Below are 23278 nucleotides of genomic sequence, written 5' to 3' on the forward strand. Positions count from 1 at the left end.
TTTGATTTTATTCGGAATACTTGAGTTTAATACTGTTATCAATTAATTTTGAAAGACCATTTGTAAATGCCTCCAGAAAATTAAGAACTTCAATAAGTTTTTCTTTAGTTACATCTGCACTACGACCATTGTGAGCAATATTATTTCTTATTCTAAAAATGGAATTATGTTTATTTTCAATTTCTAAAACACGTTCAGATTCCCTATTTCTTTCTTCAAAATATGATTTAAACTCTTCTGTATTAGCAAATTTCTCTATTTTTAGTTCAAGATCAAATTTATCTAAAAAATCGATAAAGCTTTCTAATTTCAATATACCTTTAACATAAAAAACGATTTCTTTATTAAACTGATATTCTCCTTTTCCATCAATTCCCTTATTGAGGTTTTCTATTATTTCGTTATAATCAATTCTTAAATGAGAAGGTTTCTTATCTAGTGTAGTAAGTAACGAGCCAGAAAACTTTGTATTCATTCGTTTCAATTTCTCGGGAATTAGTGATTTATTCTTACACACACTCAATCTATTCAAAGATTCCTTTAATGTTTCCGTTAAAAAGTTCTCATAAGAAGCGCATAGTAATACGAAAAAGGAGTTGTAATATATATCTGAACTAAATTTTATCTTTATAAATTTATCGTCTATAACACCTTTGTGATAACGTGCTCCTTCATCAGTTCTCAAACTTGATTTTATTGCATTTGTTACTTCACCTTTATTTGAATAATAATCAACACAGCCTCTAATCTCAGATATTACGGAGTGAAAATTAATTTTAATTGTATCAATTGAAGCCATTAATCTAGTAAATTGATTATTTCGTTTTTAAAGAATGCTTTCATTGCCGAAATTTCGGTAGAACTACCTCTCCTATTAACAAGGTTTTCGTAATTTTCTGGAACAGCTATCAAATTTTGAACTAATTCTAATATTTCTTCTTTTTTTTCTATTATTTCATCAGATTTAGAACGAAGATCATGAAAAATCACTGTAATAGCATCGTAAAAATTAATAGATTGAGTAGATTTTCCAGTTGTCGAATCTGTTATTTGAAACATTTTTTCTCCAAAAACTTCATTTGTTAATTCTAAGGAATTAATGAATGATTCTTGCAAATCTTTAATTTCATCATCTGTAATGTATAATCTTCGATTCATTGCTCCATCCATCATTGTTTTTAAACTACCTTTAATATGTTTAGATTCAAATAAAGCAAAAAACCTTAAAACTATCTCACAGTCACCCATTCTTCTGAATAGTGTATTCTTAGAAAGTTTATCGGTAATTTTCCCTTCACTAATATTATCTGAATGAGATGGAATATTCCATGCTTTAGTAAACATTTCATTTCCAGATAAATCTACAATTAGATTATTGAACTTACTTGAATAAATACAATTTCGAATCTCTTGTGAATTTAATTTCATGCCACCAGTATTCAATCGTTCAAATACAAGTCTTCGAAGGTCTAATTTGTCATCATCATTTACAACACTTTCAGTCATAATAGTAGTAGCACTAATTCTCCTTCTATCTAAAGCTCTTCTAACTAATGGCAAAAATTGATTATAACTTAATCCATTTAGTTCTGTCCAATATTTCATACCTGTCAACTTATATTCATTGGCATAAAACGAAATAACAGCATCTAATCTTTGTTGCCCGTCCATTACTTCATATCTTCCATACTCCCATTCTAATAAAAAAATAGGCGGAATTGGTACATTCATTAATAATGATTCAATAAATTGAGATTTTCTTTTAATGTCCCATACTCTTCTACGTTGATATTCTGGTTGAATATTCATCCATTCTTTTACTTTTACAAAATCTATAACTTGTGGTAATAAAAAATCATTTCTTTCTTGAATTAAATTAAAAATACCATTTCTAAGTTTTTTCTCAATTTCTTCTATCTTGTTTAATTTTAATGCCATTTTATTTTTATTAAATATTTAATAAATTATTCTTTTAACAACTCCCAAAAAGCCTTGTCTTTTATCAAAATAGGTGGTGAACCAGCTAGATTTACAATACTTTGGTGCTTTTCTAATCCTTTAATTGTTTTTATTAAATTGTCTCTTTGATTTCTAGATCCAATCGAGAATAGAGATTCTACTTCTTTTGTTTTAATTTCACTTACTCTGTGTATTACCCATGTTAAAATGTAATTAGAGTAATCATTTTCGCTTGTAGAAAAGTGGTTTAAAAACTGTGTAGACAATACGGTACCAACACCAAACTCCCTACCTTCTTTTAATATCTTCTTTATAGAATTAAAGTTTTTACTTAAGAAGTTATCCGCTTCATCCACTAATATCATCTTTTTAATTTGCCTTTTGCCATCTTCTATAATACTATGCCCATGCGTTTGCATTTGCGTGTAAAAAGCATCTAAGGTAATTGCTACAATTAAATTTTGAATAGATTCATCATATCCAGAAAGGTTAATTACAGTAACGCCTTCTACCAAATCATACAACGATTTAGTTTTTGAAACATCTGGTTCAAAAATCTCAAAATCTTGTAAGTTAGATATGGCTGCATATAAGCTGTCTTGTGCTACTTTTTCGTCTTGCATATAAATATCACAAACATCACCTACGGTAGGCGGAGGTAGCGTCCAAGAATTTCTTTTAGCCTTATAAATTCCTTTAGCTTCATATGCCTCTATAATAGCATCTCTTAATTTTTGTTTTTGAACGTTACCTAAATTAAACGCATTAGAGATTGTCTCTTTAATATCATTTGCCGTATGCAAAGGAAGCATTGGTTTAGATTGCTCTGTAGCATCTAATGCCAATGGATTATATGGCAAATGGAAAGGATTATAAACTTTTGCTGAAGTTGCATTCACAAAATCATCTTTAATATAATCACCCTTATAATCAAAAATTAAAACCCCAAGTTTATCTGGACCAATATTTTTATCTTGATTGGTCACCAATTGAGATATTAAAGATTTGGTGAATTGGGTTTTACCAGTACCCATAGTACCAATAATACCAGTATTGGTATGCATTACTTTATCGGTATTATTAGGCTCCCAAATAACTTGTTTAGAATCATCCTTTAACTCAGAACCAAATAAAACTTTAATACCTTCTTTTGTTTTTGAAGGGAGTTCTTCGACACTTTTAACATGTATTTTAATTTTATCACTTGCTTCTTCTGGTTGATCTTGAATCTCTTCGACAGGTTTACTTTCTTCAGCATTATTAGGGAATCTATTGATAAGAAGGTTCTTTTTTTCTATACCAGTTTCTTTCTTATGAAACAACTCAATTAAATCTTCTATAGATTTAACTAAAAAGTTATAACCGTCTTCTTCAAATAATCTAGAAAGCACATAGTCTTCATTAATTTCTATTCTTCTTTGTAAAGATTCCTTACCAAAATGAATTACACCAAAAGAACCATATTTTGAATCTAACTCTTTAGATATAATAAAATTGTTATTCATTAAATCATATCTAAAATCATCTATGACATGATTCCAATTTTGCTCTCCCCAAACGTTATACAACTTCATTTTTTCAGCACTAGTCAATGCTATTTTTGCGAAAAAATTACGATAAAACTCACCGAGGAATCCTGTCTTTAAAACATGCTCACGTATAAGTTTAGCGGTACGTCTACCTTGTTCAATTCCTTTTCTAATAAGATTGCTCCCTCCTATTTTCAATTCGATAGGATATAAATGCATTTGTAAAACCCCGTTCTCTTTTCTTTCAAGACCTATCATCAACAAGTCGTCACTGAAGGAGCTTTCTTTTGTTCTTAGATTTTTGGTGGAGAAAAGTCCGTCTTGCATATTAAGACCGGCACTACCAGAAACACGTAGAATTTCCTCTAAAGAAACAGGAACCCAAATAATGTTTGGGGTATAAAGAAAAGTTAAGGCCAACTTAATGCCAGATAGCAAACTAATTTTTTCCCGAGGGAATTGACTGTCTTGCCTAATAAGTTTTAGTAGCCAGTCACCATTTATAGCATTAAAAAAGTTAATCACCTTAATGGTATCTGTACTAGTATTGTATTCAACTTTATTCTTGGTTAAAAATTCAGCTACAATATTAGCATATTGGCTAGTCTTTCTTGAAACAGTAATAGAATCATAACCGCTTGAATTATTAAACTGGTCGCTGTAATGAATAATCACTAAATCATCTTCTTCTTGAAAGAAGTCTAAATCTACTTTTGGATCAATAAATGTAACCCATTGCGAGTTTATATATAAATTTTCGAGTTTTTCCTTAACTTGAAAATTGATTGTAGTACAAATAGCTTTGTCTACTTCATAATTATCTTCGTTTGCAACAACATTCATTGCTGAATTATAAAGGCAAACAAGTTTAATTAAAGTTGACTTATCTGAAGGCAAATCTTTAGAACCAAAACCTGATTTATAAATTTCTGCAATTGGCGTCGAAGGGATATCAGCCATTAATCCATTTAGAGATAAACCTGACTTAACTTGAGAAGGTTTATTAGATGAACTACCCGATTTTACACGGTTAAACTGATAAAAAGTGATATGCGAATATTCGTATTTTTCATTTGATTTAGGAATTGGCTTACTGTAAAAATTAACTTTTTCTAAAAAGATATTTAATAAATCTTCTTTTTCAAAATTACTTGTCTTTAGATTAATTTTAAGTCGACTTTCAATATCCTCAACATTATTAAAGTAAGATAATTCTTCAAACTTTGAAACTAACTGATCTGAACCGTAAATATTAATATCAATAGTCAAAAGATCAGATGGTCTACTAGATAAATGTTTATTTAAATATCTTTTATAATACTCAAATAAACCTTGAACAACTTCTTTACAATCTCCTAAGTTGACAACATTTAATTTGATAGGAGAATACTTAGATTGAGAAAATAAAAAATCAAAATTATATGTAAAGTTTTCTATTTTCGTAGTAACTAGTTTGCTTACAAAATCTTTAGGAGCAGCTTGCTCTGAATCCTGCATTTTTGAGTAACTAATCCACTCTGGAGTATCGATGGAATCAATTTGAGTGAATACTTTATTTTTTTGTAACTCTATATAGGGAACTAAGTTGGCTGGATTAAGTCTTTTTAATATAGCATTATATATTTCCTCTTGTTTTAACTGTCCATTAAGATTTAATTGATATGCAATATTAATAGGATGCAAAGGTGAATATTTAATTAAACCGTCACCGTACTTTTCTTGGATAACACCAAGTAACACTAAATCTTTTTCACTTTTTTGTAGCGGTCTATCTTCTTCAATCTTATTTAATTCTTCATAATAAATTTCAACATATTTTTCTGCAAGTTTCTTTAAATCATCTTTAAGAAACATTAGACTAGGTAGCGACTTTTTTTTAAGATAATAATCTCTTAAATCATTAAAAGATTGTTTCAATCTATCACTTATTTCTAGAGAGATACTATGCAATTGTTTACCTGAGAGCTCTTCCCAAGAAAATCCTTTACTTTCAATAATTTGTTTTTCTAAAAGCAAATTTTTTCTAAAATCCCCTTTAACATGATATTCATTATTATTAAATGACAATTTTAGACTGTCTTCATTAAGAATAAATTTATAGTGGCTTTCAAATTGTCTTTTATTTTTCCAAACATCAATTCCCATAATTGGCTTAGGAGGATCAGATTCTGGCTTTATATTAACAAGTAGGCTAAACTTTTCTAGGTTTAAACAAAAACTGATAATGTTATCTTCTGGAAGATTATCATAATCAATTTTTAATTTTAATTCAGTATTATCATTTATAGTATGTTCACTATCTGTAAGAAGTGTAGTTTCAAATTTTGAATCACTTCCAGTATTGAATGAGAGAAACTCATCATTACCTTCAGCTATAATTAATGCTCCTTCTTTAGATATTAAATAATTATTTTCAAACTTATTTAAAAGTAATTCAGAATATGGCAAGCAAAGAATTTTAAACCTATATGTTTTCTTTGTTTCCTTGTCTTTGTATAAAATTTCAGTAAATAATTCATCTGGATTGAACCGATCAATTTTTACTTTTAAACTATTACCACTACTTAAAACAGAAGTTAAGTCTTTATTATTTTGAATGGATATACCTGCTGTTTTAGTAGGTTGGTCACATTTCAATTCAAAGTTTACAGGAAACTCTTCTGACGGATTAAAAATGATAATATTTTTCGTTCTATTTTTTGAAGCAGTATCACCCTCAGGTCTGCACCAAATTTTAATAAATGCATCATCACTTATATTGTCATCGAACTTAGGCGCTACTCTTTTCTTTTTAGCGTCAATCCATCTTTCAATTTCTGGATATTCAAAATCATTCCATTTATCAGCTTTAAGTATTTTCTGCTTACCAGTTTCTGAAACTAAACGCTCCAACTCAATTTCAGGATGACCTTGTAAAAAAATATTTTCTAAATTTTCATATAATTCAAAAGTGGAACTTAAAATTGTTTTTATTTTTTTAGTGTCCGAAATTGTTTCTAACTCAGAATTCTTAAATAATCCTAATTTGGAAAAATCTTCATCATGAATCTTCCCTCTAGACATTGAGGATATTACACCAGAGTAATCAAAAATTGTATTATTATCTTCTACAACACTATTAGTCTTACGGTCAAGAACTTCCTTTAGTGTTAGTTTTTCATGCCTTTTAAGAGATGTACTACTATCAATATCATCACTGATTTTTTGTTTAAAATTTTTATAATACAAAGGCATTCCTTCTTTTAGCAAACTACCAGAGCCTCCAATCAAACTATCTAATTTTCCGCTAAACAATATTAAAATTGCAGTATCTTTAAATGCGCCTTTTTGTTCTGCTACTTGATTACGAAGCATTGTAAAGTAATCTTCCGATGCATTTACGCTAGACGAAATAATTACTTTTGTTTCACCTATTTCAATATAAATTGTTTCATACAGCCGGTCACCATCTGGATGCTTGTAATTAAATCTCTGGACGGGTAAAGAAGTAATCCTTAAAAAAGACTCATAAATACCCGATACGTGGTTATCATTCTCTAAATAAAGGTTATACCTTTCTCCTGGTTTAATATTCTGTGACTCGAAATAATCGACAATGAGTGTCGTTATATATTTATATAATTGATTTGACATATTGTGCATCTCCGCTATCGCTTTTTTTCTCAAGTAAATTGATTCGTTCAAATAGTTTAACAATTTCAACTTTTGATGTTTCATCAAAAGAAAGACCTCTTTCTTCCAGCTCACGCCACAAAGATTTGAGTCTAATTTTATCTTTATTATCCAGACAAATTTTAGTAAGAAACAGTAATGTCTCTTGATTTATTGATGTTGTGTAACCTAACCTTCCTCTAAATTTTGTGTAGTTAGATTTAAAAAAATCTATTAACCAGTTTGAATAATCACTGTAAGGCTTGTCTCGTTGTGAATTTCGAAACTGATAATCAATTCTATAAAAGAGAGAGTAGATTTCTATCTGTAGTTCATTATTTAATTTTTTCGTAGACAACCTATTAGAAAGAGAATTTTCACAATCTAACCAGTTTTTCCCTATTTTAAAGGGGCTTTTTAAGGATTCAATTTGTGGTTTATAGAAATCTGATAACTCCTTTACTTTTAAAACAAAATCTTTTGCTTCATCCCCTGACAGTTTTTTATATCGCTCTACGATTTTAGCATAATCTCCTATTTTTTCTCCATCTATGGAAATATAATTTAATAGCTCTAAAGTGTTGGCATGAGAAAATAAATTTTCTAAATCCAATAAGGTGTGCTTCCATCCAAAATTATAAGATTTCCTTGTTTCTGATAAGGTTTCCCAATCCATTGAAAAATAGATAGGTTTAATCTTTTTAGATTCTCCAAACTTATTTAAGTTAATAGCCGTTTGACTTAAATAGAAGAAATAATAATATTTAAACAAATCTTCAATATGTTCTAAAAACAATTCTTCTCGATTAGATAAAATATTAAAATCGTTTAAAAACAAATCAGTTATCTCGTCAAAAACATTAGCGTATTTTATGTTGGATTTAGCTTTGGGCTTATCCTCTAATTCAGGTAAGCTATCTATTATTAATTTATAAAAGAGGTTGTCATTTTCAGATTTCACGAGATCTTTATTATTAAGAATTTTCGTGTTTAGAAATATATCGTAAAAAAACTTACTAGTTTCCTTTAGTATTGCATGCTCATTTATAAAATGCATATAAGACAGCATTTTCTTATTAAACTTTATAAGATCACCGTCTTCTTCAAAAAACAAATTAATTATAACCTCCTTAAAATCCTCTGGATGTTCAGTATCAACTCTATTAACAGCTTCTTCAAGAATATGTTTCTTAAGTTTTGTCTTAAAAGAACTTTCTTTATCCTTTATTAATTCTTTACTAAACTGCTTATCGTTTGACATCCTGAAACACTCACCTACAACACCTTGAAAAACCTTAAAGTCTGATTTACAATCTTTAGTATACTTAGTATTAAATGGTAAAAACTTTAATTTAGACCCAGTTACATGACTAAATTTACCTCCTTTAAAATACAACTTACTAAGCCCATCTTTACCCTCTTTTTTCAGTTCAATATCTATCATAATAATTGAAATTTATATTCTCCGAAACTATCAACTGTCAAAGCATAATCTGCAGGTTTCCCGATGTTAATTTTATCTATTTCGAGCACAGAATCAGAATCACCGTCGCTAATAAAATTGTTGATTAAACTAACAAAAGATATATAATTATTATTATCCTTCTTATTTGGTCTATACCCTTTTAAAATTCGATTTAGCATTTCATAAAGTCTATAATCAATATGCACTTTATATGGAATGTCAGATTTTTTCAATTTAAAAGACAAGGTAAATTCCTGAAGGAATTTAGTTATAAGAGGGTTATTGGTTTCTTGATTTTTTTCCAAAAAAGGCTTTGTTGAAAATTCTTTAAGAATCCTGTATTTTAACTGATTCTTTCCAAGATTTATAACAACGCGGTTATTCTTTTTTGGATCACCATTCCATCTTCTAGCTGATTCTTCGACTAGCTTATAAATTTCTTTAATAGCCGTGTTCTTATTGTTATTAAAATCATAAAGCAATGACATAAATTCATAGTAATATGTATTACTTAGTTTATGGCTCCTTTCTGAACTCTGAAAATATTTTAAACGAATAAATAATTTTGTGATCTCTTCTCGAGATAGACTCTCTTTTGATATTTTGTCATTCAAGACTTCCAGCGTAGCTTTATTTATATTTTCTGTAAATACTTCTTTAGGATTATCTGAATTAATCAATAATATTAAAGTTGAATCTAAACCTTCGTAGCGATGCCTGCAAGGATCTAATCTTGAGATAGCATTAAACAAAGAAGACAATTCTGGATGCTCAAAAAGATAATTAGGAATGATGTTCAAGAAAAAATCTGAGTCTTTTTGCTTTTTTAGTTCTGAAGTATAAACCTCTAGATTATCCCAAGACAAGTTAATTGGTACAATTAGCTCAAAGAAAAAATTTAACAAAGAACGAACTGATACTATAAGTTTATTTTTAACGATAGTTTGGATGATCAAATTTATTACTATATCACGATTCTCAACTTTCATTAAAAACTCGTAATTATATTTTATTGGACACTTTTCTGCGCATTCAAAATATGCTACATAGTTTTCATACGCCGCAAAAATTGGATTTTCTCGAGTGTTATCAACAATTCTTTCTAATAATGTAGATATTATTATAGATTTAGGTCCTTCAGATGATAAAGAGTACATATGATAATCCGTAAAGTTCACATGATGAAAATTACTCATTTTGTTATTTACTTTATGGCAAATAACATCGGCATCTAAAATATTTTGTTCCTTAACATAATCAAATAATTGATTATAATCAGACTCATGGTCTTCTTGAAACTTACTTAGTGTTCCTAAGTTTATAGCTAGAATTAATTTTGTTTTAGATGTTTTAATATTAATATCCTTAAAATCATCTAAAACTCTATTTAATGTATCGTTTGAAGTTTCTTTAGGATTGTGCGATTCTGTAGCATCATTGTGAATTTTAAAAACATCTATAAATTCCTTTAGTTCATTATTTAGATGGGATAATATGTGTGATTTACCATCACCTACATTTCCACATACTAAAATGAGTTCAGCCTTTGAAGATTTAGAACATTCTTTTATTTTTTCAGATAGATCCATCTCAACTTCGCGTTTGACATGAAGATATTCTTGAAAGTAATCTAAGCTTGATGAATTCCCTTGTGCAACTGCATTTTTAGATGATTCTCTTAGCTTTTGAAGTTCAAAAAAGAACTCGTTGTTAAACATACGCCTTTTGTTTTTTTAAAGATTTTGTAATAGCCTATGACAATTTTATTTGAATAAATCTAGAACTGAAATATCCAATCCATTAGCAATTTTTTCAATATTTCTAAGTGTGATATTTTTCTCCGCTCTTTCAATCATTCCTATATAAGTCCTATGAAGATCTGAACGAAAAGCTAGTTCTTCTTGAGAAATACCCTTTTCTTTTCTGAAGGTTTTTACTTTATTTCCAAACGAGATTAAAATATCAATTGAAGGTTTCATTGCTAATTTTAGTATGCTTAAAAGTAGATTTGTTAAGCTCCTACAACAACATACTATAGTTAGCATTATTAAGAAAAAATGAGTGACCAAATAATATATTTACACCTGTCTTTTGCAATTCAATAACTACTAAAAACAACTTTTTTTCATATGGTTTAAAGTCATCAAAATAATCATGTAATGTTAAACCAAGCAATTCGACTAAGAAAACCAAAACCTAATAATGAATAGACAATCTAAATGGCTAACAAGTAAAGAGGTGAAAAAACATGTAAATATTAAAAGTTGTGATTTAATGCATTATAGAATTGAAAATAAACTTGATTTCGAAAAAAAAGGAAATGCTTATTTTTATTCCGAAACTAGTGTCGAAAAATTAAAAGATTCGCTCAACCTGAAATAGGTTGTAAAATTTTTAAATAATCTAGAGTATCCATACCTTTTTCTAACAACTACTTCCTTTTTGCCTAAAATTTAGGAGTTCAAAACACCAGCTTATAAAATAGTTTTGCAATCAAACTCATTAGTTACTCTTAAACAATAAAATTAACCTCTAATGCCTTCTTCATTTCATTAATATCCTTAATAATATCTTCTGCAATAGCATTTGTTTTTTCATCTAATTTCTTTTCATCTGCAAGGTCAAAAACAGCCTGCGTGTTAAATGCTCTGAAGTTTAACTTTTCTTCGGTAAACCTCCATCCCAACCACCATTCGTTATTGGTATAATTAGAATTAATTTCAGCAACCATATTTTTAAACTTATTAAACTCCACAAGATTGGAAACTCCGCCCACGCCTTTTTTTTCAGCAGTAAATCCAAAATAAATGTCTTCATGCAATTCAACACCAAAGTGAATACTAGTATTATTCTCTTCAAAAATTTTTACCCAAAACCCAAAATAAACATCTTTGTTTCTTGCCTTGTTATAGAAGCCATTCACATTTTCCCAAGTAACTTTTTTCTTATCTAAAAATGTCAATCCTTCTGCTTCTAACTTTTCTTTTAAACTCTCCCAGAACGACCATTGTATTAGAACCTTAGCATCATTCATATTATCTGCAATCAAAGCTGCTTGCTTCAATGTTTCTGAAGATGATGCTATATACTCTTTCACTTCTTTATTCATTTTTGTTGTTCCTGTTTGTCCCGTTAATAATTGAATTAAATTTATGTAATGTGATATGGCTTCACGTAATAGCGGTAACTCAACAGCTTCCTTTCTACAGCCTACTAACCAATCAATTATATCTTCTTTATATGAAATTCGTTTAAACTCCTCATCTATAATAAGTCCACTTGAACTATAATCTTCAGGCGCATCACCCCATAATGTTAGATATAGAATATTATTAGGATTGAAATTGAAATATCTTAAAAGCTGATTATTTTGATCGCCTGCATAAATTTTATTCTCTATAGTAATACTTTGACCTTTATTATCTGAAATAAAAATATCTATGTAGCCACCAGAAGAATCTGTAATCTTACCAATATATTTTTCAACTTTAACAGTGGCAGATGAAGTATCTAATAATATACCCAACTGTTTTACAAAAAGTTTTAGGAATACATCTCCTTGACCATGCGAGCCATTACGATTTAATAACTCTGCTAAAAATTTAGAATGCAACCTAACTTCGTCTGAAGTAACATTTATAACCTTAAAAATATTAAAAGCCTCCCCTGACACTTTTTCAAGCTCCTCAAACTTTTTAGAAATTTCATCAATATTCTTTAAAAGCTCTTTATACGACATTTGACTCATTAATCATGTGTTATTAGACTAAAACAGTCTAGTTTAAATTATTCCAATTCCCTTTGACTTTAAGTCTCTGCTTGCAAATTATAACTTTAGCAGAAATAGAGTTACGGGTTTCCGTAAAATGAAAAAATAAAATTATGAAGCTTAAAGACGCATATGAATTAGGGTGGTCAAAACCATTAAAACAAATCTGTAAAGAACAAGATATAGCCTATGTAGATTTTAAACAGTTATGTACTGAAAACCACATACCATAACCAGAATTGGGATACTGGACGAAGCTACGGTTTGGCAAACTTGTTTCTAAAACTCCTCTTTCTATAGAGATTGATATTAATACAGAAATAGATTTGGAATTATATAAAAAGAGAATATTAAGACAGCACCTAAAATTCTATACCAAAACAAAAAACACCAATTGGTTACAAAAGCTAAGAAAGAGCTGAATATTACTAAATCTTATATAGACGCTGTCGGAAGAATGAAATGGGATAGACAAAAAAACGTATTACCCATACATACCAATCAAAATCTACAGAAAAGAGCCTTAAATTTCATGAACATCTTCCTATTAAATATGGAGAAACGAGGTATGAAAATAGAATTTGATTACGGCAGGTGCAAAGTTGAGCTTTATAATCAAACAATAGAAATAAACCTTAGACAGAAATATCATAGAGTAAGAATTACAGATGATGCCGGCTGGAGCAGACAGGAATTTGTTAAGAGCAATAAATTAGAATTTTTAACAGGATATCATGCAAAAAAAGGTTGGTTGAATACAAAGAAAATTAAGATTGAAGAGCGAATACCAAACATTCTTGATTATATAGAAAAAGACCTGACCTACTGGATAGACGTTAGGAAACGACAAGCAGAACAGAAGAAAATAGAAGAAATAGAATTACAAGAACATCAAAAAATAGAACGTCTTCATAAAATAGAAGAAGAGAAAACGGTACAGCTTTTTACCGATACTAAAAATTGGCAAAGAGCAGAACTTCTAAGAAAGTTTATGGATGCCAAAAAAGAAAATGAAATCATATAGGGAACATTTAATAAAGAAATCAAATTATGGTTGGAATGGGCAACCACAAAGATTAATGATTTGGACCCATTACAAAATTAAAAATTGAATATTGTATTTATAATTACCTAGCCTACCCTTGTATTAAAAATCTAGTGTTCCAAGAAATAAGCAACTAACATTTATTACCCAAACGCCTACCTGTATTGTTATAAATGTATACCTATTTTGCCACCCTAGCCTAACCGAATGGTTATAACTGCCTTATCTCTATACAAGATTGATATGCCAAGTCAAAAAAATATTACTATAAATCTACTAGAGCTTTATGAGCAATAACTCTGGGATAAATGCAAACCTATGTTTGGAAAACAGTGTGGGTTGTTCTAAAATTTTTACATTCATACTATCAATTAAAATTCAACTAATAAAAGTAAGATTCTATCCATTTTATCTGTAAATAGTCATCTATAGATATTTATTTGTTATCAGGAAACTAAAACCTAGTAAATCGATTTATCCAACCATTTTCTATAATAGGTTCTGCTTTTAACATTTCACTAATCTTTACCAAATTCAATTGTATATTCTCATTTTCATATAATAATTTAAACTGTTTATTTTCTTCAAATATTTTGAGAAATTGAAATAAAACACCTTCTAAAATTTCTTTAGTATATTTTTCTATTTCCATTTTTTGATCATTATTCATAGTGCCAAAAAAATTCTCATAACCTTCTGTTTCCGCAAGATCGGAAATGTCATTTTTAATAAATTCATATCCTTTGTCAAATACATCAGATATCAATATTTTTCCAAATTCATCTAAAATTTCCTGATTGGTCTTCATAATTTAATTTTTTCTATTCCTTGATACAGACTTCCTTCCAAACATATACTGTCTCCTAAATTAACACCTTAAAACATAAGGATTAATTTACCAGGTTTTTCTGAAGAGAAGAATTCAAACACAAAATTGATTATCTAAAAATAGAATTTTCTTAATTCTATCATTTCTATAAAAAGTGTACTATAATGCACTTTAAATAATTAATTTATGTGAATAAACTCTAAAACGCTCAATAGTGCACTTTAAAGCACTATTTGTAGTAAAATAAAAATATATAACTATATTTACGTAAAAAGAGCCATATAATGCACTTCAAAAGTCTAATCAAAAGTATAAAGGAACGCAGAGAAATGCTTAATGTTACTCAAGAAACATTAGCTGATCTTTCAGGAGTTGGTTTACGTACGCTTAAACAGTTTGAAAGTGGGAAAGGTAACCCAACAGCAGAAACTTTGAATAAGTTGGGTAATGCCTTGGGTATGGAATTGACATTCCAAATAAAAACAACAACATCTGAAGAATGAGACAAGCATTGATATTTTACAAGAAAGAAGAAGCGGGCATATTAACTCAACTTAATGATGGAAGCTTTAAATTCAGATATCTAGACGTATGGTTTCGATCAAATGACAAACCAGCTATTAGTCTTACGCTACCTAAAAATAAGCAAGAGTATAATTCAGAATATCTATTTTCTTTTTTTTATAATATGTTACCTGAAGGATCGAACAAACAAAATATATGTTTTGAATTACGTATTGACCCTGAAGACTATTTTGGTCTGTTATTAACTACAGCGAAATATGATACCATTGGAGCTATACAGGTTAAAGAAATAAAACTTAATTAAATGATTATAAACAACTGTCCAAGCACTTTAAAGAAAGGACTTGATACATACAGCAAGAGTGCTTTAAATCGTTTATTCAATGGAAGAAAGGTAAGCCCTACCCTACCTTATGAATCACCAGTATCAAATGCTATTACCGAAGAACTTTTCAAAGAAAACAAAAAGCGATTGTCCATTTCTGGTGTGCAAGAAAAATTCTCTGTACTACTAGAAAAGAACAAACTACGCTTGATTAATGAAGGAGAACAAGGCCAGTATATTTTAAAACCTATTCCCAACGTGGGAAGCCGAACTGAACAGATGCCTGCCAATGAACATTTGAGTATGCAAATAGCAAGGCAAGTTTTTGGAATTGAAATAGCTGAAAATGGTTTAGTATTTTTTCAAAACGGAGACCCAGCCTATATAACTAAACGTTTTGATTTAAATGAAGACGGAACAAAATTGGCTGTAGAAGATTTTGCGACATTAGCCAAAAGGACACCACAAACCCATGGAACAGATTTTAAATATTCAGGTAACTATTTAGAAATGTTTGACATTTTAAAACAGTATGTTCCTGCTTATCCAATAGAAGCTTTAAAACTATTTAAATTAATCCTTTTCAATTATCTCATCTCTAACGGTGATGCACATTTCAAGAATTTCTCCTTAATAGAAACATCTATGGGAGATTTTAAACTGAGTCCGGCATATGATTTATTAAATAGTAGAATACATATTGAGGATAAAGATTTTGCATTGGAAGACGGGCTTTTACCTCTAAATAGCACAACAGGAAAAGTTACAGAACAGTTTTTAAAGCTTGCAGAACTAGCAGGTATTTCAGCAAAACAAAGTACCAAAATATTTAAAAAAATTACCTCTCATGAAGATAAAGTCCTGGACTTAATTGAACTTTCATATCTTGATGATAAAACCAAAAGAAACTATGCCCAAGCTTATCAAACAAGACTTAAAAAACTACTTAGACCCTAAAACATTAGATAACGTTTTATAGTTATCAACAATGAAAGTCAATGTATATACCACCAAAAGAAACTACCTTCGTGTACCTCATTTGTACCCCAAAGCTCTCAAAGCCTAATAAACACTAACTTTGCTACTTACTGTATAGGGAAGTAACCATTCAGATAGCAATTTCTAGCCATGTATGGTTTCATCTTTACCATAATTCTGTATAACTTTCGCCTCAAATTCAACTAACTCTTGCCATCGCTTACCTACATCAACATCTTGACCATATTTACGGGCAAAACCAATAAATGTGGTATAATGACCTGCTTCGCTAATCATTAAGTCTCTATAAAATTTAGCTAATTCCGGATCTTGAATTTCTTCTGATAGCAATTTAAAACGTTCGCAGCTACGAGCTTCTATCATTGCAGAAAATAAAAGTCTATCTACCATAGATTGCAATCTGTTACCACCTTTGTTCATAAATTTATACAATTCATTTACATAACTATCTTTACGCTCTCTACCTAGTGTGTAACCACGTTCTTTAATTATATCATGCACCATTTGAAAGTGAACTAATTCTTCTTGCGCTAAAAGAAGTAAATCTGTCACTAAATCCGGATACTCAGAATTAAGCGTAATAATAGTAATGGCATTGGTTGCCGCCTTTTGTTCGCACCATGCATGATCTGTTAAAATCTCTTCTAGATTTTTCTCAACAATATTGACCCAACGAGGATCAGTAGCTAGTTTTAGATGAAGCATGATTTTTGTTTTATGTAAAAGTAGGTGTCAAGGTTCAATTACAAGAATCATTGCCTTATATAATTTTATATATATAAAGTTTCTACTTTCAAATCTTAATATTAAATCACACTACATATTTCTACGATACTGTCCTCCTACTTCAAACATGGCATGTGTAATTTGACCCAAAGAACAATATTTAGTCGTCTCCATTAATTGCTCAAAAGTATTCTCATTTTTCAAGGCAACATCTTGTAAAGATTTTAAAGATTGTTCTGCAACAGTAGTATTTCTTTCATGCAAATCTTCAAGGTTATCAATTTGCTCTTTCTTTTCTTCTTCCGTAGCCCGAATAACTTCATCTGGGATTACGGTGGGTGATCCTTTAGAAGATAAGAAAGTGTTGACCCCTATAATCGGTAATTCGCCGGTATGTTTCTTCGTTTCATAATACAAACTTTCTTCTTGAATTTTACTACGTTGGTACATACTTTCCATAGCTCCAAGTACTCCACCACGGTCCGTAATCCTATCAAACTCTACCATTACAGCTTCTTCTACCAAATCTGTAAGTTCTTCTGTAATAAATGACCCTTGCATAGGGTTTTCGTTCTTAGCCAACCCAAGCTCTTTATTAATAATCAATTGAATTGCCATAGCCCTTCTAACCGAATGTTCCGTAGGTGTTGTAATTGCCTCATCGTATGCATTGGTATGTAATGAGTTGCAATTATCATAAATGGCATAAAGCGCTTGTAGGGTAGTTCTAATATCGTTGAAATCTATCTCTTGGGCATGTAACGAACGCCCTGATGTTTGAATATGATATTTTAGTTTCTGTGAACGTTCATTTCCTCCATATTTCAATTTCATAGCTTTTGCCCAAATTCTTCTAGCCACTCTGCCAATTACGGCATATTCAGGATCAAGTCCGTTACTAAAGAAATAGGAAAGGTTGGGCGCAAATTCATCAATATGCATGCCTCTAGAGAGATAATATTCTACAAATGTAAAGCCATTGGCCAATGTAAATGCTAACTGGCTAATCGGGTTTGCACCTGCTTCAGCAATGTGATAGCCAGAAATGGAGACCGAATAAAAATTACGGACTTTCTGATCTATAAAATACTGTTGTACATCACCCATTAAACGCAATGAAAATTCCGTAGAAAAAATACATGTATTCTGTGCTTGATCTTCTTTTAAAATATCTGCTTGTACTGTTCCTCTCACTTTAGACAACGCATCTGCCTTAAGTTCTGCATATACATCTACCTTTAAAACTTGATCACCGGTTACCCCTAACAGAAACAGACCAAGACCATCATTACCCTCTGGCAAATCTCCAGCATAAACAGGGCGCTTAGCACCTAACTTTTTATATATGTCGTCAATCTTTTTATTTACTTCACTTTCTAATCCGTTAGCTTTAATATATTTCTCGCACTGCTGATCAATGGCTGCATTCATAAAAAATGCGGCTATGGTAGCTGCAGGACCATTAATAGTCATAGAAACCGAAGTAGTAGGCGCACATAAATCGAATCCGGAATATAGTTTTTTAGCATCATCTAAGCAGCAAATGCTAACACCAGAATTACCAATTTTACCATAAATATCCGGACGATTTCCAGGATCTTCACCATATAAAGTTACAGAGTCAAAAGCTGTTGATAAGCGAGCTGCCGGTAATCCTTTAGAAACATAATGAAAACGCTTATTCGTTCTTTCAGGACCACCCTCACCTGCAAACATTCTAGTTGGGTCTTCGCCTTGCCTTTTAAATGGAAATACACCTGCCGTAAAAGGAAATTCCCCAGGTACGTTTTCCTGCAAAGACCATTTTAAAATATCACCCCAACCTTCATATCTTGGCAATATTACTTTTGGTATTTGTGTATGCGATAAAGATTTAGTGGTTGTTTCTACTTTTACTTCTTTACCTCTAACTACATAGGTAAAAAAATCACCTTCATAGTTCGCTTTTTTAGCATTCCACTCATCTATTATTTTTTGATGGTGTGGATCAAGATCCAATTGTAGTTTTTCTTTTGCAGCTTCTATAGCCAATAATGCCTCATCTTTATCTTTAAGTATCTCAGCAGACTCTTTAAGGCTAAAAAGATTTTGTGCTACCGTTTTTTGACGCTCAACCTTGTCGTTGTAATCGCGAATGGTATCTGTTATTTCAGAAAGGTATCTCGTTCTTTTTGGCGGGATGATGTAAATCTTCTCAGACATCTCCCTTGAACTTTTAAAGGTCGATGTTAAGTCCTTAGCATCTGTTTTAGCTACCAAGGTATCAATCACCGCCCTATACAATTGATTCATACCAGGATCATTAAACTGGGATGCAATAGTGCCATAAGCCGGAAGTTCTTCTGCGGGAGTCTCCCACAATTGATGATTACGTTGGTATTGCTTTTTAACATCTCGCAAAGCATCTAAAGCCCCTCGTTTATCAAACTTGTTTAAAGCGATTAAATCGGCAAAATCAAGCATATCAATCTTTTCAAGCTGTGTAGCTGCTCCGTATTCAGGCGTCATTACGTATAAAGAGACATCAGAATGTTCGGTAATTTCAGTATCTGACTGCCCAATACCGGAGGTTTCTAGGATAATTAAATCAAACCCTGCCGCTTTGGTTATATCTACGGCATCTTTTACATACTTTGACAATGCCAAATTAGACTGTCTCGTAGCCAAGGAACGCATGTACACCCTATCGTTAAAAATAGCGTTCATGCGTATTCGATCCCCTAATAAAGCCCCTCCAGTTTTTCGTTTAGAGGGGTCAACAGAAATTACCGCTATCTTTTTATCTTTAAAATCAGCAAGAAAACGACGTACCAATTCATCGACCAAAGATGATTTACCAGAGCCGCCAGTTCCTGTAATGCCCAATACAGGAGCCACTTTTTTTGTATCAACCCTATTTCTAATTTTATTTAAAATATTTTCATGCTTCTCAGGAAAGTTTTCTGCAGACGAAATTAGTCTGGCTATATCTGCACAACCAAGCGCCTCAATAGAATTAAACTTATCATTTAGCTGCTCTCCTACTGGAAAATCACTTTTTCTGATCAGGTCGTTGATCATACCTTGAAGTCCCATTTCACGACCATCATCGGGCGAATAAATTCTCTCTATTCCATAAGCATGTAGTTCGTTTATCTCTTCAGGAAGAATCGTTCCGCCACCGCCGCCAAACAATTTTATTTGAGACGCCCCTCTTTCCTTCAGCAAATCATGCATGTACTTAAAATATTCTACATGTCCGCCTTGATAAGAAGTAATCGCAATTGCCTGCACATCCTCTTGAATTGCACAATCAACAATTTCTTGTACTGACCTATTATGACCTAAATGAATAACCTCACACCCGGTAGATTGAATTATTCTACGCATAATATTTATAGCTGCATCATGTCCATCAAAAAGAGAAGCCGCAGTAACAATACGTATATGATTAATTGGTTTATATGGAGTTTGTATTACGTCGTTCATTTTCTTTGCTCAATTTATTTATTGATACCCTTAAATATGTTTTTTCTTCAGATGGATGAATGGGTTTTGACACACCCTCGCTCTAAAAAAACTGCATCTATCTTTTTTGATGTTGCAACAACAATTTTTGATTCTCACGAAAATAGATATTTTATTTAGCATTATTTAGGTTTTCTTCAATTCTGTAATTACAAAATGATTTTTTCATAAATATTTACTTAAAATTTGATGATATGATATTCTTGAAATAATTCCATAAGTATCTTTACTATATAATTTTCGTAAAAGTTAGATTTACAACTCTTATCATTACTCTTTCATGATTTATAATGACCAACTAGGAAATAAAATAGAAATTAATTCCACGCCTTCTAGGATAGTTTCTCTTGTTCCGTCTATAACAGAACTATTGTTTGATTTAGGTTTAGGAGATAAAGTAGTTGGTTGCACAAAGTTCTGTATTCATCCCAACAAGCCCTATCTCACAAAAAACATGATTGGTGGCACAAAAGATTTGAATTTGGATAAGATTTTAAAACTAAAACCCGATTTAATTCTTGCCAACAAAGAAGAAAACAATAAAGAACAGATTGAAAATCTAAGCACATCTGTTCCTGTATGGATAAGTGATGTCAAAACTTTTGACGATAGTTTAAAAATGATTGGACAAATCGGTTTGATGACCGACAGCGCTTTTCGTGCACATGAAATCATCAACCAATTAAATCATACTTTAAAAACCAAAGCACCCTATAAAAAAGTAGTATATCTCATCTGGAAAGACCCCTATATGACCGTTGGTGGTGACACCTATATAAACGACATTCTAAACCGATGTGGATACCTAAATGTCTTTTCAGAACAAGACCGCTACCCTACTGTAACTTTAGAAGAAATAGCTAATCTCAATCCTGATGTAATATTGCTATCATCTGAACCCTACCCTTTCAAGGAAGAACATCTAAATACTATTCAGGGTTTTCTAAAAAATATTAAAGTAGAATTGGTTGACGGAGAATTCTTTTCGTGGTATGGTTCCAGGCAATTGCACCTAGCAACCAAAAATCCTTAAACCATACTTTTAATTACTACAACTAAAATATTGGAGCTCTTTTTTAGTTATCAAGGTTGAAGATATGGTATTCTACACCTCATAAAAGTAGAACCATTCCACATTGTAGTTTTCGTAAAAACTTATAATGGTAATATATAGTAACTTTGTTCTATTATCAATCTTCAGATAACTAAAATCTAATTTCAGTTTATGTTCAGCTTTTTCTCCAAAAAACATTTCTTAATTGACCATTTAGATGGATTTATAGATATACATAACCACATTTTACCGGGTATTGATGATGGTGCAAAAACTGTTGAAGATTCTATTGAACTTATAAAAAGTTTCAGTGAATTTGGAGTTACAGATTTTATCTGTACTCCGCATATTATGGAGAATTATTATCCTAATAATCCCAATACCATTAACAGCTCATTATCGCTACTTGAAAACGCTTTAAAAATGAACAATTTAGAGCATGTAAATATTGAAGCTGCCGCTGAACATATGATTGATTCGGGTTTTGAGAAAATTCTTGAAGACAAGCAGATTATGCCTTTGGCTAAGAATTACTTGTTGATAGAAATGTCTTATTTACAAGCTTCGATAAATTTTGACAGTTCTGTTGAAAAAATCAAAAGCTCAGGTTTATTTCCAATATTTGCTCATCCTGAGCGGTATGCATATTTGCACAAAAATTTAAAAGTCTATTCTAGATACAAAAACGATGGCTTATTATTTCAAATGAATATTTTATCCTTAGGTGATTACTATGGTAAAGAAGTAAAGCAAACTGCGTTATACTTACTAAAGAACAACCTTATAGATTTTGTAGCAAGCGATGTCCATAAAATGACGCAACTGAATTACCTTAAAAAAATAAGCATCAATGAAAAAACATTGATGCTTATTAAGCCTATTATTGAAAAGACTATTTATAATTTTAAATAATCTTTATACTCTTCAAATTTTCTAACTAAAATATTAATTTACTTTTCAATATTAATGTTTTAGTTGAGTTTCATACTCATACATTTTTTAAAAATGTATTGTTAAAATCCTCTCGATATTCAGCCCATAAAAAAAGCGAAAAATCTAAATTAGATTTTTCGCTTTTTTTTAAATATTAGTTATTATTCTAATTTCTTACTACCAACTTTTTAACTAATGGAATATCTACCCCTTGTATATAGGCATAAACAGTATAGATTTCATTTCTTAAATCTCCTATATAAAGTTCATAACTACCATTACCAGTGAAAGACTCTAAGTAATCATATGATTTAACCAACCTACCGCTAGTATCATAAATGTAGATACCTAGTAATGGTGCCGGCACTTCCAAATTAATAAACACTTGAGCATTTTCACTTGCTGGATTCGGAGATATAACCATATTATCCATCGTTGCATCATAAGTTTCATTTTGGTTAATATTCCAATCAAATGTTATCGTACTTGATTCTGAAGGACTACCATCATCTGTTACAGTAACAACTACGTCGAAAGGACTATTGGCTGATGCTCCAGCTGATATCGTACCACTAATTAACCCTGTGGACGAATCTATCGTCAATCCATCAGGAAGATTATCTGCTGTAAAAGTCAAAGTATTATCATCAGTAGCAACAATTTGGTATGAAACCTCTTCTCCTTCCATTCCAGTTTGCGATCCAGGATTTGTAACCTCAGGAGCTTCATTGTCAACTACGGCAACATCCGTTACGTTCCAAACAAAAGTTATTGTACTTGCTTCTGAAGGAATCCCATCATCCGTTACGGTAACATCTACTGCGAAAGGACTGTTTGCTGATGCTCCAGCTGAAATCGTTCCACTAATCAATCCTGTAGTCGTATCTATCGTCAAACCATCAGGTAGGTTCGTTGCAGCAAAGGTCATATCATCACCTTCACCATCAACTGCTTCTATCTGT

At 30.8% G+C, this 23278-nt stretch carries 17 protein-coding genes; 6 read left to right on the plus strand and 11 right to left on the minus strand.

Translation table 11 applies throughout. The features are described from left to right. Positions 1–7: 7 nt before the first annotated feature. The 7 genes from ABJI11_RS13015 to ABJI11_RS13045 all read right to left on the minus strand — a co-directional run bounded on the left by ABJI11_RS13015 (position 8) and on the right by ABJI11_RS13045 (position 12352). Positions 8–799, minus strand: a complete 792-nt coding sequence (locus tag ABJI11_RS13015) for an MAE_28990/MAE_18760 family HEPN-like nuclease (protein WP_348352956.1) — start codon at positions 797–799, stop codon at positions 8–10. Next, positions 799–1938, minus strand: a complete 1140-nt coding sequence (locus ABJI11_RS13020; protein WP_348352959.1) for a DUF262 domain-containing protein — start codon at positions 1936–1938, stop codon at positions 799–801. Before ABJI11_RS13020 ends, ABJI11_RS13015 begins: the two co-directional genes overlap by 1 nt. Before the next feature lie 26 nt (positions 1939–1964). Beyond that, positions 1965–7154, minus strand: a complete 5190-nt coding sequence (gene dptH, locus ABJI11_RS13025) for a DNA phosphorothioation-dependent restriction protein DptH (protein WP_348352962.1) — start codon at positions 7152–7154, stop codon at positions 1965–1967. Beyond that, on the minus strand, positions 7102–8583 hold the full coding sequence (gene dptG, locus ABJI11_RS13030; RefSeq protein ID WP_348352965.1) for a DNA phosphorothioation-dependent restriction protein DptG: 1482 nt from the start codon (positions 8581–8583) through the stop codon (positions 7102–7104). The genes dptH and dptG overlap by 53 nt, the downstream gene beginning before the upstream one ends. Further along, positions 8580–10322, minus strand: a complete 1743-nt coding sequence (gene dptF / locus ABJI11_RS13035) for a DNA phosphorothioation-dependent restriction protein DptF (RefSeq protein ID WP_348352968.1) — start codon at positions 10320–10322, stop codon at positions 8580–8582. The genes dptG and dptF overlap by 4 nt, the downstream gene beginning before the upstream one ends. A gap of 45 nt (positions 10323–10367) precedes the next feature. Next, complete coding sequence (locus tag ABJI11_RS13040) at positions 10368–10583, minus strand: helix-turn-helix transcriptional regulator (protein WP_348352971.1); 216 nt, start codon at positions 10581–10583, stop codon at positions 10368–10370. A 533-nt stretch (positions 10584–11116) separates the two neighbouring features. After that, positions 11117–12352, minus strand: coding sequence for a PD-(D/E)XK nuclease family protein (locus ABJI11_RS13045; RefSeq protein WP_348352974.1), 1236 nt, complete (start codon positions 12350–12352; stop codon positions 11117–11119). A gap of 415 nt (positions 12353–12767) precedes the next feature. Here ABJI11_RS13045 and ABJI11_RS13050 point away from each other — a divergent pair, with 415 nt between their 5' ends. After that, entirely contained in the window at positions 12768–13397 is a 630-nt protein-coding gene (locus tag ABJI11_RS13050; protein ID WP_348352977.1) for a hypothetical protein, read from the plus strand. 475 nt (positions 13398–13872) lie between these two features. Here ABJI11_RS13050 and ABJI11_RS13055 read toward each other — a convergent pair whose 3' ends face one another. Beyond that, on the minus strand, positions 13873–14226 hold the full coding sequence (locus ABJI11_RS13055; protein ID WP_348352980.1) for a hypothetical protein: 354 nt from the start codon (positions 14224–14226) through the stop codon (positions 13873–13875). A gap of 305 nt (positions 14227–14531) precedes the next feature. Between ABJI11_RS13055 and ABJI11_RS13060 the strand changes: the two genes are divergently transcribed. The 3 genes from ABJI11_RS13060 to ABJI11_RS13070 are packed head-to-tail and all read left to right on the plus strand — an operon-like array spanning position 14532 to position 16054. Then, positions 14532–14750, plus strand: a complete 219-nt coding sequence (locus ABJI11_RS13060; protein ID WP_348352983.1) for a helix-turn-helix transcriptional regulator — start codon at positions 14532–14534, stop codon at positions 14748–14750. Further along, positions 14747–15076, plus strand: coding sequence for a HipA N-terminal domain-containing protein (locus tag ABJI11_RS13065; protein WP_348352986.1), 330 nt, complete (start codon positions 14747–14749; stop codon positions 15074–15076). Before ABJI11_RS13060 ends, ABJI11_RS13065 begins: the two co-directional genes overlap by 4 nt. Beyond that, positions 15077–16054: a HipA domain-containing protein gene (locus ABJI11_RS13070; RefSeq protein ID WP_348352989.1), complete on the plus strand. Its 978-nt coding sequence runs from the start codon at positions 15077–15079 to the stop codon at positions 16052–16054. Between the two features lie 165 nt (positions 16055–16219). Here ABJI11_RS13070 and ABJI11_RS13075 read toward each other — a convergent pair whose 3' ends face one another. Together ABJI11_RS13075 and ABJI11_RS13080 are read right to left on the minus strand one after the other, a co-directional pair. Then, positions 16220–16801 (minus strand): tRNA-(ms[2]io[6]A)-hydroxylase, encoded by a 582-nt coding sequence (locus ABJI11_RS13075; protein WP_348352991.1) that lies wholly within the window; start codon positions 16799–16801, stop codon positions 16220–16222. 111 nt (positions 16802–16912) lie between these two features. Continuing rightward, positions 16913–20290 carry a methylmalonyl-CoA mutase family protein gene (locus ABJI11_RS13080; protein WP_348352994.1) on the minus strand — a complete coding sequence of 1126 codons (3378 nt, stop codon included), beginning with the start codon at positions 20288–20290 and terminating at the stop codon, positions 16913–16915. Between the two features lie 319 nt (positions 20291–20609). Here ABJI11_RS13080 and ABJI11_RS13085 point away from each other — a divergent pair, with 319 nt between their 5' ends. Both ABJI11_RS13085 and ABJI11_RS13090 read left to right on the plus strand, forming a co-directional pair. Next, positions 20610–21362: a helical backbone metal receptor gene (locus ABJI11_RS13085; protein ID WP_348352997.1), complete on the plus strand. Its 753-nt coding sequence runs from the start codon at positions 20610–20612 to the stop codon at positions 21360–21362. A 192-nt stretch (positions 21363–21554) separates the two neighbouring features. Continuing rightward, the gene (locus ABJI11_RS13090; protein ID WP_348353000.1) at positions 21555–22295 is read left to right on the plus strand and encodes a CpsB/CapC family capsule biosynthesis tyrosine phosphatase; all 741 of its coding nucleotides are present in this window, start codon (positions 21555–21557) and stop codon (positions 22293–22295) included. Positions 22296–22482: 187 nt separating this feature from the next. On the opposite strand, the gene ABJI11_RS13095 is transcribed toward ABJI11_RS13090, so the two are convergent. Further along, on the minus strand, positions 22483–23278 hold a 796-nt coding region (locus ABJI11_RS13095; RefSeq protein WP_348353003.1), incomplete at its 5' end, for an Ig domain-containing protein.

It is taken from the genome of Maribacter sp. (assembly GCF_039968975.1).
GTDB lineage: Bacteria > Bacteroidota > Bacteroidia > Flavobacteriales > Flavobacteriaceae > Maribacter.